The sequence below is a fragment of the Halpernia sp. GG3 genome, from assembly GCF_052976925.2.
The window spans coordinates 294,863-307,990 of sequence record NZ_JBRIIR020000014.1; the positions used below are offsets into that span (position 1 = coordinate 294,863).

Annotated in this window: 9 protein-coding genes and 1 pseudogene; 5 read left to right on the forward strand and 5 right to left on the reverse strand. The window is 31.5% G+C overall.

The features are described from left to right. Position 1: 1 nt before the first annotated feature. The 3 genes from ACVBED_RS08775 (at position 2) to ACVBED_RS08785 (ending at position 6,156) form a co-directional block, all read left to right on the forward strand. Entirely contained in the window at positions 2-424 is a 423-nt protein-coding gene (locus ACVBED_RS08775) for a hypothetical protein (RefSeq protein WP_447121500.1), read from the forward strand. 501 nt (positions 425-925) lie between these two features. Further along, positions 926-5,143, forward strand: coding sequence for a T9SS type B sorting domain-containing protein (locus tag ACVBED_RS08780; RefSeq protein WP_473094874.1), 4,218 nt, complete (start codon positions 926-928; stop codon positions 5,141-5,143). A gap of 47 nt (positions 5,144-5,190) precedes the next feature. Further along, a complete protein-coding gene (locus ACVBED_RS08785) occupies positions 5,191-6,156 on the forward strand; it encodes a YpdA family putative bacillithiol disulfide reductase (protein WP_473094875.1) in 966 nt (321 codons plus the stop codon). 262 nt (positions 6,157-6,418) lie between these two features. Here ACVBED_RS08785 and ACVBED_RS08790 read toward each other — a convergent pair whose 3' ends face one another. Further along, positions 6,419-8,092, reverse strand: coding sequence for a glutamine--tRNA ligase/YqeY domain fusion protein (locus ACVBED_RS08790; protein ID WP_473094876.1), 1,674 nt, complete (start codon positions 8,090-8,092; stop codon positions 6,419-6,421). 491 nt (positions 8,093-8,583) lie between these two features. Here ACVBED_RS08790 and ACVBED_RS08795 point away from each other — a divergent pair, with 491 nt between their 5' ends. After that, the gene (locus ACVBED_RS08795; RefSeq protein WP_447121547.1) at positions 8,584-8,787 is read left to right on the forward strand and encodes a T9SS type A sorting domain-containing protein; all 204 of its coding nucleotides are present in this window, start codon (positions 8,584-8,586) and stop codon (positions 8,785-8,787) included. Positions 8,788-9,293: 506 nt separating this feature from the next. After that, positions 9,294-10,238, forward strand: a complete 945-nt coding sequence (locus ACVBED_RS08800; protein WP_473094877.1) for a glycosyltransferase — start codon at positions 9,294-9,296, stop codon at positions 10,236-10,238. Between the two features lie 5 nt (positions 10,239-10,243). Here ACVBED_RS08800 and ACVBED_RS08805 read toward each other — a convergent pair whose 3' ends face one another. The 4 genes and pseudogenes from ACVBED_RS08805 to ACVBED_RS08820 all read right to left on the reverse strand — a co-directional run bounded on the left by ACVBED_RS08805 (position 10,244) and on the right by ACVBED_RS08820 (position 13,059). Beyond that, positions 10,244-11,305 (reverse strand): o-succinylbenzoate synthase, encoded by a 1,062-nt coding sequence (locus ACVBED_RS08805; RefSeq protein WP_447121506.1) that lies wholly within the window; start codon positions 11,303-11,305, stop codon positions 10,244-10,246. A gap of 154 nt (positions 11,306-11,459) precedes the next feature. Next, the gene (locus tag ACVBED_RS08810) at positions 11,460-11,969 is read right to left on the reverse strand and encodes an OsmC family protein (protein ID WP_447121507.1); all 510 of its coding nucleotides are present in this window, start codon (positions 11,967-11,969) and stop codon (positions 11,460-11,462) included. Between the two features lie 87 nt (positions 11,970-12,056). Next, positions 12,057-12,395, reverse strand: a pseudogene (locus tag ACVBED_RS08815) (o-succinylbenzoate synthase); the annotation flags it as partial. Between the two features lie 154 nt (positions 12,396-12,549). After that, positions 12,550-13,059 carry an OsmC family protein gene (locus ACVBED_RS08820; protein WP_447121507.1) on the reverse strand — a complete coding sequence of 170 codons (510 nt, stop codon included), beginning with the start codon at positions 13,057-13,059 and terminating at the stop codon, positions 12,550-12,552. Positions 13,060-13,128: the final 69 nt, after the last annotated feature.

Sequence of the window (13,128 nt, forward strand, 5' to 3'; positions counted from 1 at the left end):
GATGAAATATTTCTTATCACTAATCCTGCTTTCTATTATAACGTTATCTTGTGCGCAAGATTTTCGTGTAATCAATGCAAATAAGTCTGCAGTTTATATGGGTACAAGTGGGTTTAGTGGTTGGAATATTAAAGTTAAAGTAAAAGAAAATTTAAAAAATATTAATTACAAATATTTTTTAAAAGATGGTCGTAAAAGTAATATAGAAGTCAAAATATTGGATTCAAATCATGTTGAAATTTCAACATTTGAAGATTTATCAGTCCCAAGCTTAACTTATGGCGAAGTGGTAAAAAAGAGAAATCCTCCGACTAATAGAGGTCAAATTTTTTATATTATTGGAAAGCAAGGAAAATTGAAAAATGTTTTGATTGAAAATTTTAATATTGTCAATAGTTCTAGCGATAAAATATTACGACAATAATTTTCTTAAACTTTTACATTACCAACTTAAGAAATCATTTAAAATTTTTTTAAGCTGTAAAATATAAATTTCTAAAAAAATAGTCAAACTCTGGAATTATCCAGAGTTTTTTTTAATTTTAAATCACGATTAAATATTTTAACGTAAAACTTTTCTAAATTTAAGCATCTGTCTACTTAACAAAAATCTTAAAGTTTCGAAAACCTTTATACATTGAAATATTACGTGTATTTTAAGATTTATTTTTTTTAGATTATGATAAAAAATTGTGAAGTTTTAGAGAAGCTAACTTATTATATGCTACGCAAAGACGATTATTAAAAAAAAATTACGAGTGAAGTCACTATAATTTTTAAAAAATATGATAGTTTATAATTAGAAAAGCGTAAACTTGTTCTTTATAAATGTGAAAACATTTATAAAAGCCACAATATAAAATCCTACTTGTGGTCAACACAAATTCTGAAAAAGTAATTTATTGTCTTCCTATTAAATTAAGAAATGACGAAATATTTACTTTTTTATTTTTATCTTTTTGCCACCATTACTTTTAATGTTGAAGGGCAAGCTACATTTTTTCTGCCTAAAATTACAGATGCACAGGGGAATGAAAACCCAGTGATAGATTGCAATTATCCGTTGAACGGTAATTGTCTTCCATTATCTGTAACATATCCCAAACTTTTTGAGACAACAGTTTATTCCGTAGAATCTGAAGATTTTAAGCCGTACGGTGCTTTTAATAGTGGAACTCCACTTTTGGCTGATGCAGATGATCTGTTTTTAAAAAAGGTAATCATTCCATTTAATTTTTGCTTTTTTGGAAAAAGTTATAACGAAGTAATAATTGGTAGTAATGGGATCATCACATTCAACAGTGCGCAGCTGGGAAATGTGAGTTACCCGAATATAAAAGTACAAAATCCCGATATTTCATTACCTCTAAATAGTATTTTTGGAGTAGCGCAAGACCTTGTTTTTTCCCAAAAAAATGATTCAGAAATTTATTATTCTGTAGTTGGAACTTTGCCTTTCAGAAAACTGGTAATTAATTATTACAAAGGGAGAGTAATCGGCTGTGAACAAACTTCAACTTCTCAAATTATTTTGAACGAAGGTACAAATGATATAGAAATTTTTGTAGATGAAAAGCCACTTCCGTGTATAACAGCTAAATTTAAAGAGTCTTTGATCGGAATTATTAATGACGATGGTACTAAAGGTTACTCCCCCCCAGGCAGAAATACAGGTATTTGGTCTGCTAAACAAGAAGCTTGGAAATTTAAAGCAAACGGGAATGAAGTGATTCCGCAGATTTCTTGGTATAATTCTGATAAAGTAAATATCGGAACTGGCAAAACGGTGACTGTTTGCCCCGAAAAAAATGAAATATATGGTGTAAAACTTAAATATGCAGTATGTGGCAGTAATAATTTTGATATTGATGCTGAAAGTTTGGTCAGTTTTGCCCCAGACTTTCCATTGGCTAAAAGTTACACGAAGATTTTATGTGGTAACACTCCAATAACTGTTAACTTAGATGATTATCTTCAAGGTTTAACACCTCAAATTCCTTCTAATCTGCGTTTTACTTTTCATAATTCTTTGGCTGAGGCGAAAAATAATCAAAATTTGCTGCCCCCGATTTTTGAACTGAATGATAATATGCTTCTTTATGTGCGTATTCAGAATCCTACAGATCCAAACTGCTACCGAACATCAGTTTTAAAAATAGATTTAATTTCTAAAAGTTTAATCAGTACAAAAGCTGAAATCTGTGATGTCAATAATGACGGCGTTGAAAAAAATTATGTACTTTCTCTGCTAAATCCAAAATTATTTAACTTGCCGCTGAATGGTTTCGTGCACTATTTTAAAAACAAAACAGATGCAGAAAATAATCAAAATGAATTTAAAAATACTGACATTACTGATAATGAGCAATTTTTTATTGTTTACCAAGCTCCAGATTGCAAGCAAATTTTTGGGCCAATTACGGTTAAATTTTTGAGTTCACCTGTCATTAAAACTCCTATTGATTTTCCTTTTACAACCTGCGATTTAAAAGATGATAATACGGAGCCTTTCGATTTCAATCTTAAATTATCTTCATTAATTGCTACAGATCCAAATTATGTTTTCACTTATTTTAATACTTATGATGAGGCTTTTTCCGGAAATGGATCACATCTTACCACTATTAAGGAGGGCAAATATATTGTTTATGCGAGGGTGGAAATCCCCGGAGGATGCTTTAGTATTGCAACCATAAATTTAGATATTAAGTTTACAAAAGTTGAGGCAAAAGACCAAACTTCTTATATCTGTTTTGATGGCACTCAAGATATTGACGTTAATTTAGATGATTATACCAAAGATATGCTCATTTATCCGTTGACCGGCATCATCAAAACTTATTTTTTGAGTGAAGCGGATGCCGAATCTGACCAAAATGTAATCTTAAATTTACAGAAATTAACAAGGGACGGCTATTTTGTTTCCAATGTTTTCTTCGTCAAATTTTCTGATCCTGCCGGATGTTATGCACTTAAAAAAGTGATTATTAATCTTGTTCATCCTGTGATTGCGCAGAATAAATTTGAAATATGCGATTTTAAAAATGATAATACTGAAAATGTTAATCTGAATTCTTTGAACAGCGCTATAATCGGGTCGCAAAATGCCACGGTTTTTTATTACGAAACGAATAGTGATGCACAATCAGACGCGAACAGAATAACTAATTTTACATTGGTGAATTCTAAGAAATTATTTGTTAAAATTATTTCCTATGGTTGCCCAAATATTTTTGAAATTAATTTACATTCTATTGTGACACCTATAATTAAAGAGCACTTAACTATTGTTAGAAATTCTGTGTGCGATAATAATAATGATAATATAGAGAATTTTAATCTTACACAACTTCAGTCCGAAATTTATGGAGGTTCAAAACCAGCAACTTTTAATTATTATACAAATTATAATCCTACCGATAATTCTTTATCAGGTTTAATTACAACGCCAATTACTTTTCCTGTGAAAGGCGTTTCTAAAGTCTACGCGCAAGTTACTTTCGCGGATGGCGGCTGCTATTCTGTAAGTTCGATAGATATTACGCTTAATTTTTTGCCTGCAATTGTTCTTAAAAAAGCAAATTTGGCGAAGTGTGATTACGATTTTAATTTGAATGAATCTTTTAATTTGAATGAGGCAATTCCTCAAAACTTTATTCAAACAGATAATAAAATTTTGTTAGCTGATCTTACAGTTTCGTTTTTTGTAAGTGAAGCCGATGCAAACGAGGGCGATCTAACAAAACAAATTCCGTCGCCTTATATTACAAAAGATTCTGATGTGACAATTTGGGCCAGATTTACATCAAAATTAACGACCTGTTATTCGGTAGCTTCGGTTAATTTAAAAACTTCTCTTCCGCCAAAAGCTTTAAAATCTACCATTGCTGATGTTTGTGATGATAATCTGGATGGTTCTTTCGACGTAAATTTATTGAATTTCACCAGTAATATGAGCACTACGAACAGCACAGATAATCATTTTGCTTTTTTCTTCACAGAATCTGATGCCAATAATAATATAAATCCAATTCCTAATCCTCAGTCCTTTAGTGCAAACCCATTGCCAGCTTTATTGTGGGTAAGAATTGAAAATATTCCCGGCTGTTATGATATTTCCTCATTTGATTTAATATTAGGTACAAAAATCCCTTTAAAAAATTATGGTCCTTTTGATGCTAAAGTTTGTGACGCTGGAAATAATGGGGAGGAAGCAGTAGATTTAACGCAGTTTCAAACCACTATTTACAGTGGGAATGCAACTTTTGAATATTTCACTTCCGTAACTGATTTACATAATTACAGCAATTTAATTCAGTCACCACAGAGTTATTTATTTAATGAAAAATCAGGACCACAGAAAATTTATGTAAAGGTTTCAGATATAGGATTTTGTCCGGAAATGTTAGTCATCAATCCTATGCTTAAAAAAACACCGATGTTTTCTTTACCAGATTATTATTTCTGTCCGGAAGGTTTTATAAGTATTCAACCAGATTTTTCGGGTTTGAATATCGTTAGTTTCGAATGGATTGATCCCTCGGGTCAAATAATTTCAACAAATAATGAAATTTTAAATATTAAAACGGAAGGAATTTATAAAATAAATGTGATTGCTATGAATGGTTGCACGTTCTCCACACAGTTTAAAGTTAAAAAATATGAAGTTCCTGTCATTACAGACTTGTCTGCCACTGGAAGTACAATTACAGTTATTGCAACTGGCAGTAAAGCAATACGGTATTCAAAAGATGGGATCATCTACCAATTAAGTAATATTTTTGAAAATTTACCGGCAGGCGTTACAGCATTTTATGTCAAATTTATTGATTCTGAATGCCTTGGCGTAGGAAAGAAAGGGTTGATTTTAAATGTTAAAAATGCATTTTCACCAAATGGAGACGGTATTAATGATACTTGGGCGATTGATGAGCTTTACGTTTTTGAGGGTAAAGTGGCCAATTTAAAGATCTATGACCGTTATCAAAAATTAATTTATGAGAAGGAAAGTTCTACAAAATTAGAATGGAATGGGAAAATTAGTGGTTTTCGGCCTGTACCAACAGATTCTTACTGGTATCTTCTGACTTTGCCGGATGGAAGAACCTTTAATGGCTGGGTAGTTTTAAAGAATAGAAATTAATTATTAGATAAATTAAACTTTAGCAAGGCCTTTGCTACCTTTGCAAAATGATATATGATGTAATAATTATCGGTGGTGGACCGATTGGTCTAAACTGCGCGTTAGAAGCAGAAAAAGCAAAACTGTCTTATTTAATTATTGAAAAAGGAACGATCGTTAATTCGCTTTATAATTATCCCCTTTATATGACTTTTTTTTCCACTTCGGATAAATTAGAAATTGATAAAATTCCTTTTATTTCTACTGCGCCAAAGCCGGGTAGGAGAGAAGCCTTAGAATATTACCAGGGAATTACACGTCAGAAAAACGTAAATATCAATCTCTATGAAGAGGTTTTGAAAATAACAAAACAAGAAAGCTTTACTTTAGAAACAACAAAAAATATTTATCAGGGGAAGAATGTAATTATCGCAACAGGTTTTTATGATTTTCCGAATATGATGAATGTGGAGGGTGAAAATTTATCTAAAGTTCATCATTATTATACGGAACCTTATCCCTATGCAAAACAGAAAGTTGTAGTAATTGGCTCCAGTAATTCTTCCGTTGATGCTGCTTTAGAAACCTACAGAAAGGGCGCTGAAGTCACTATGATAATACGGAACTCTGAATTTTCTAAAAGTGTGAAATATTGGGTAAAACCGGATATTGAGAACCGGGTAAAGGAACAGTCGATAAAAGCACACTTTAATTCTGAGGTTTTAGAAATCAAAGAAAATTCTGTTATTTTTAGAGATGAAAATGGAATAGTTCAAGAAATTGAGAATGATTTCGTTTTAGCGTTGACCGGTTATTTGCCAAACTTCAAATTTCTGGAAAATTCTGGTATTAAACTTCAGGGTGATTGCTTAAATCCTTTCTATCATCCCGAAACAATGGAAACAAATGTTTCAAATTTATATCTTGCAGGCGTAGTTTGTGGTGGCAAAGACACTCATCTTTGGTTTATAGAAAATTCCCGAATTCATGCAAATATTATTATAAACAACATTATTTCTAATTCTCAGTTGTAACTTTTCATAATTTTTTACCACTAATTGCTTAAATTAAATAATGAAACTTTCAAAAGTAAAAGTTGGCAGCTTTCTTTTTATATTGGGAATCTTTTTTATTCCAATTTCCTTTTTATCAAAAAGATTTTTTCATTTGACAGAAAATGAATATTTGTCATTTTTGATTTTTGGAGTTATTGTAGAATTAATTGGTTTCATTTTACTCCAAAAAAAGAGCGTCAATTAATTCTCAACACTCTGGATATATAAATTTTATGAAATTTTATTCCGGTTTAAAACCATCTTTTAAAGTCACCGTTTGGTTAAAAACCAATTTCTCTTTCGTAGAATCTCTGTCTTTTGTAAAATAACCTAATCGCTGAAATTGTAAAGGTTCTTCAATTTTTATATCCATAAAAGCAGGTTCTCCAAATCCATGAATTAATTCTAAAGAATCCGGATTTACGTATTCAAGAAAATCAGTTTCTTTTTCTGCATCTGGCTGTTCAACGGTGAAAAGTCGGTTATACATCCGAACTTCTATTGGTAGAGCAAATTTTGCTGAAACCCAGTGAAGAGTTCCTTTCACTTTTCTTAAACTTTCTTCCGTCCCGCTTCCAGATTTACTATTTGGATCGTAAGTCGCGTAAATCGTTGTGACTTCTCCATTTTTATCTTTCTCAACGCGTTCGGCTTTAATAATGTACGCCGATTTTAAGCGAACTTCGCCACCTAATTTTAAGCGAAAAAACTTTTTATTAGCTTCCTCCTGAAAATCTCCTCTTTCAATATAAATTTCTCTGCTAAAAGGGACTTGCCGAGTTCCCGCGTTGTCTTGTTCTTGATTATTTTCTGTTTCCAACCATTCTTCTTTGTCTGGCGGATAATTTTCTATAATTAACTTTACCGGATTTAAAACAGCCATCATTCTTATAGCAATCTTATTTAGATCTTCGCGAACGCAAAATTCCAAAAGTGCGATATCAATTAAATTTTCACGCTTTGCAACACCCACTTTTTCAATAAAATTTTTAATGGAAGTTGGTGTATAACCTTTTCTTCTCATTCCCGAAATCGTCGGCATTCTTGCATCGTCCCAACCAGTCACCACATTTTCTGCAACAAGTCTTTGTAATTTTCTTTTGGAGGTAATTAAATATGAAACGTTCATCCTTGCAAATTCGCGCTGTTTTGGTGTATTTTTATAGGCAGACTTCACGTTTGACAAATACCATTCGTAAAGTGGACGGTGATTTTCAAATTCTAAACTACAAAGTGAATGAGAAACCTGTTCTAAATAATCACTTTCTCCGTGCGCCCAATCATACATCGGATAAATTTTCCAAGTTTCACCTGTTCTGTGGTGCGCTCGTTTAAGAATTCTGTACATGACCGGATCACGCATATTCATATTTGGCGATTTCATGTCTATTTTTGCACGCAAACTCATAGAACCTTCTGGAAATTCGCCATTTTTCATTTTCTCAAAAAGCACTAAACTTTCTTCTGCGGACCTGTTTCTAAAAGGAGAATCTACACCATCCTCGAAAGGACTTTTTCTTTGTTCTGTAATTTCTTCAGATTTTTGTTCATCGATGTAGGCTTTTCCACCTTTTATCATTTCAACCGCCCAATCATAAAGTTGTTGAAAATAATCTGATGCGTAAAGTTCATTATCATATTTAAAACCCAACCACTCAATATCTTTTTTGATAGAATCCACAAATTCCTGCTCTTCTTTTTCAGGATTGGTGTCGTCAAAACGAAGGTTGACTGGCGCACCATATTTTTCACCCAAACCAAAATTAATGCAGATCGCTTTTATATGACCAACGTGCAAATAACCGTTTGGTTCTGGTGGAAAACGAAAACGAAGCTTTTCTTTTGCTAAACCGTTCGCGAGATCCTCTTCTATAATTTGCTCAATAAAATTGAGTGATTTGTATTCTTCTTCCATTATTTTATTAAAACGCAAATTTATGGAAAATTTGAGGTAAAAAAAACTCTTCAATTTTGATTTTTCAAGATCTCATTTTTTGATTTTTGTTAGTCAAATTTCTGCAGGCTAATATTTTAAAACACTACTAACAGTCAAAAATAATAACATTTATAAGAACTAATAACGGCGCACTTGGCGAGTGGGTTGAACTTAATTTTTAAAATACCGTCGGAAATTTAAGTGCTGAAAAAACTTCAACCTCAAGTAATATATCTGGGAGCGGCGACTCATATCTGTGCGATTTAGAATATGGAGTTGGTAATTTTGCGATAGGAATTGGTACGCGAATTTCCAATATCTCGGCTAAAAATTATAATATCAATGGTCTGTCACCAAATACCTCTTATAAAGTATTTGTAAAAGCCAGTTGCAACACTGCAAATTGGAGTAGTACTAATTTTACAACTTCATTTTTATTTGCAGCTGAAGCTAGTGCAATAAAACTAAATATTTATCCAAATCCAACTTCTGATTTCTTTAATTTTTCCGAGAAAATTGAGAATCTTTTAATTTTCGATAATGCTGGTAGAATAATAAAATCAGTTAAAAATTCAACAGAAATAATTGATATTTCTAAATTATCAAAGGGGATATATACGATTTCTGGCTTTGTGAATGGGAAAAAAGTTACTAGAAAAATAATTAAAAAATAAAGTTTAAAAAATTACATGAATGCTGAAACTAAAAAGTTTTGGCATTTTTATTTCGAGTTACTATGCTTTTATCGTTTAGTTTGTTTTTGAAAACAATTTCAGAGAGAAATACAAAATATATTTTTAATATTCATTTAAAGTTAATCTCATTTCAAATATAAAAATGAAAGAAAATTTAGACAAAAGTGAATTACCTACTAATTTTCGATACACATTTTTCAATATTAAAAATAGATTTATTAAATTATTAATTATTTCCTATTATAACAATTTATTTTATTTTTGCATGCGAATAATTGAGTGAGGATAATAGACTGGGAAACTTCAGAAGTTTTTGTTAAGGCATTCCTATTTTGAATAATAATTTTAATCTTGTTTTCAAGGAGGGAATGAATTTCATTTTGCTTTAAAAAAACGTTAGAAATTAAACAGAATCTGTAATCCAAAAAGAATCCTATGAAAATAAAATCTGAATCAACACAAATAGTTGATGTAAAATTAAGAAAATGGTAGTTGATATTTTAATGTGTACCTATAATGGTGAAGATTTTATTGAGCAGCAAATACAATCCATTCTGGATCAAACTCATACCAATTTTAGATTAATTATTGTCGATGATATTTCCGCTGATCGTACCGTTGAAATTATAAAAAAAATGTCACTCTCAGATAAGAGAATTGAGTTTCATCAAAATGAAAAAAACTTAGGCTATTTTAATAATTTCCTTTCTGGCTTGAATTATGTAAAATCTGAGTATCTGTTTTTTTCTGATCAAGATGATATCTGGGTGAAAACTAAAATCGAACTTCAATTGGCTGATTTGGTGCAAGATGACGAAAACGTATTAATGAACTTTTCAAATTCTTATCTTTTGTACGATGAGAACAACATTAAATCTAGTTACACAAATAAAAGACAGGCTGATAAAATAAAAACTTATTATTCCTCCTCTATTGAGTTGGCATTGAGAAATATTGTGGCTGGACATACCATTTTGATTCGTGCTAATCAAATACCTTTGATCAAGCAAAAGTTGTCAAAAATAAAAGATAAAAAAGACTTGTATTTTGATTACGTTCTTACACTTGTACTTTTAGACCTTGGGAAAATTAAATACCTTAATCAGTCTTTTGTTTATTTTAGGCAACATCCAAATAGTACTTCCACCAAAATGAGAATGAATTATTACAAGTATGTTTCGGTGAATGCGTATGCTTTTTCCCAAATAAGTGATTCTGTGAAAACAATGGACTATTTTTCTGGCTTACATGCAACGTTATCAAAAAAGTCTAATTTCCCCAATTATTTAAAGTTTTTACGTCAAAATTTAATAAACCGTAACCACATCTTTAACAATTATGATTTTTATAATATAGAAGCAAAACTTTCATTTTTAAGAAAAGTAAATATGTGCTTCAGCTTGTCCTACCGTTTTACTTTACAAAAATGATAACATTAAATTTTAAAAGAAAGTCGATCACCTTTTAAATCTAAAACTGAAGGAAAATTATTGGTGAAAAGTCCGCCCGTCCCTAAACCTTGCGGCATTTTTGAGTTTTTTGTAAAAGTATATTGTGCAATTGCATTTAAACCGATATTGCTTTCTAAAGCTGAAGTGATCCACCAACCGATTCTCATATTTTCTGCTAATGAAATCCATTCGTCAGTACCAGAAAAACCACCAACTAAGGCTGGTTTTAAAATAATATATTGCGGTTTTATTTGTTCTAAAAGTACTTTTTTTTCTTCAAAATTTATAACGCCGATTAATTCTTCATCTAACGCAATTGGCGTAGGCGTTTCAGCGCAAAGTTTTGCCATGTCATTGCGGGGAACGAAGCAATCCGTTGAATTTCTTGGCTCTTGGCTCTTAGTTCTTGTGTCTTTTGAAATCGCTTTTATTGGCTGTTCAATAGAATGAATCTTTAATTCTGCTAATTCTTGCAAAACAATTTTCGCCTCTTCAAAAGAAAATCCACCATTTGCATCAACGCGAATTTCTAATTGATCTTCAGGAAATTTTGCACGTAATTCTCTGATGATTTCTTTTTCAGATGTCCAATTGACGCCAATTTTTAGTTTAATGCAATCAAAACCTTGGGATAATTTTTCTTCAATTTGGCTTTGCATAAAATCCGCATTTCCCATCCAAATTAATCCGTTGATTTTTATATAAGATTTTCCTTCGGTAAAATCACTTGAGAAATAAATACTTTCCGGAAGATTTAAATTTAAAATCGCCTGTTCGTAACCAAACCAAATAGAAGGATAATCTTGTAATTCCTGCTTTAAAACGTCGGTATTTTCATTAATATTATTGCAAAGCCAATTTAGTTTTTCTTCATAATCTGGAACATCATCAAAACTCAAACCTCGGAAAAGTGGGCATTCGCCACTTCCTTTTTTGTCGCCGTCAAAGATTTCTAGAAAAAAAGTTTCTTTGGTATTTAAAACACCACGCGAAGTTCCGCTTGGATTTTTGAAATTGAGAATGTATTTTTTAAAAGTGGCGGTCATTAATGAAGATTATTTCTGTAAAATTAGCAAATTAATGTTTTTTAAGAAAGTTTACCGTTTCTAATTTCTCAACTATTTTTACTTAATAGTCACGGATTGCAAATCCGCGACATCGGGAATAAACTTCAAACTAGCGAGAATTTTTTTTCGATGACTAAACCCCGCCTATTGCCAATACGATTTTGTGTGTAGTGCTTTCCGCTGTCGTTTTAGGTTTATGTCCAATTTTAAAATTACAGGAATTTGCAATAAAGCACATTTTATTAGCCTCCAAATGTAATTCGTTTGCTTTTTTTATCAAGTCCGCATTTGTGATCTTCACTCTTGGGTTTAAAGTCACTTCTATAAATTTTCCGCTACCATTTTCCGTTTCCTCCAAAATTCCAGTTGCGTTGTCAATATATTCGGTAACAACTATTTTATTTACAGAACATAAATGTAAATACCAGAGCATATGACACGCAGAAATTGATGAAATAAATAAGTCTTCTGGATTATATTTGGTTTTGTCGCCCAAAAAAGATGGGTCGGACGATCCATTTATTCCGTCATATTTTCCGTCAGATGAGATTTCGTGATTTCGGTTGTAGGATTTGTAGTTCAAAGTTCCGTTTCCTTCGTTTCCACTCCATTCAACTTTTACTTTATAATTATGAGCTTTCATTTAAAACTGAGTTTTGATGTTATTACGATTTTTTTTTCATTACACACAACGTTCTGCGGCTAAGAGCAGTTTGGGACTAAATTAAGCCCTATTTTCGGTAAATTCACTTGGGAAATAAATATTTTTGGGAAGATGTAAGTTTAAAATCGCTTGCTCATGACCGAACCAAATAGAAGGATAATTTTGTAATTCCTGTTTTAAAATTTCAGGATTTTCATTAATATTCTCGCACAACCATTGCATTTTTTCTTCATAATCTGAAACATCATCGAAACTTAAGCCCCGAAATAAAGCACATTCGCCAATTCCTTTTTTATTGCCGTCAAGAATTTCCAGAAAAAAAGTTTCTTTGGTATTTAAAACACCACGCGAAGTTCCACTTGGATTTTTGAAATTGAGAATGTATTTTTTAAAAGTGGCGGTCATTAATGAAGATTATTTCTGTAAAATTAGCAAATTAATGTTTTTTAAGAAAGTTTACCGTTTCTAATTTCTCAACTATTTTTACTTAATAGTCACGGATTGCAAATCCGCGACATCGGGAATAAACTTCAAACTAACGAGAATTTTTTTTCGATGACTAAACCCCGCCTATTGCCAATACGATTTTGTGTGTAGTGCTTTCCGCTGTCGTTTTAGGTTTATGTCCAATTTTAAAATTACAGGAATTTGCAATAAAGCACATTTTATTAGCCTCCAAATGTAATTCGTTTGCTTTTTTTATCAAGTCCGCATTTGTGATCTTCACTCTTGGGTTTAAAGTCACTTCTATAAATTTTCCGCTACCATTTTCCGTTTCCTCCAAAATTCCAGTTGCGTTGTCAATATATTCGGTAACAACTATTTTATTTACAGAACATAAATGTAAATACCAGAGCATATGACACGCAGAAATTGATGAAATAAATAAGTCTTCTGGATTATATTTGGTTTTGTCGCCCAAAAAAGATGGGTCGGACGATCCATTTATTCCGTCATATTTTCCGTCAGATGAGATTTCGTGATTTCGGTTGTAGGATTTGTAGTTCAAAGTTCCGTTTCCTTCGTTTCCACTCCATTCAACTTTTACTTTATAATTATGAGCTTTCATTTAAAACTGAGTTTTGATGTTATTACGTTTTTTTTTTCATTACACACAATGTTCTGCGGCTAAGAGCAG

Excerpts from the sequence above, each read along its gene's own strand:
- ACVBED_RS08775 (WP_447121500.1), top strand. The coding sequence starts at position 2 with ATGAAATATTTCTTATCACTAATCCTGCTTTCTATTATAACGTTATCT.
- ACVBED_RS08780 (WP_473094874.1), top strand. The coding sequence starts at position 926 with ATGACGAAATATTTACTTTTTTATTTTTATCTTTTTGCCACCATTACT.
- ACVBED_RS08785 (WP_473094875.1), top strand. The coding sequence starts at position 5,191 with ATGATATATGATGTAATAATTATCGGTGGTGGACCGATTGGTCTAAAC.
- ACVBED_RS08790 (WP_473094876.1), bottom strand. The coding sequence starts at position 8,092 with ATGGAAGAAGAATACAAATCACTCAATTTTATTGAGCAAATTATAGAA.
- ACVBED_RS08800 (WP_473094877.1), top strand. The coding sequence starts at position 9,294 with ATGGTAGTTGATATTTTAATGTGTACCTATAATGGTGAAGATTTTATT.
- ACVBED_RS08805 (WP_447121506.1), bottom strand. The coding sequence starts at position 11,305 with ATGACCGCCACTTTTAAAAAATACATTCTCAATTTCAAAAATCCAAGC.
- ACVBED_RS08810 (WP_447121507.1), bottom strand. The coding sequence starts at position 11,969 with ATGAAAGCTCATAATTATAAAGTAAAAGTTGAATGGAGTGGAAACGAA.
- ACVBED_RS08820 (WP_447121507.1), bottom strand. The coding sequence starts at position 13,059 with ATGAAAGCTCATAATTATAAAGTAAAAGTTGAATGGAGTGGAAACGAA.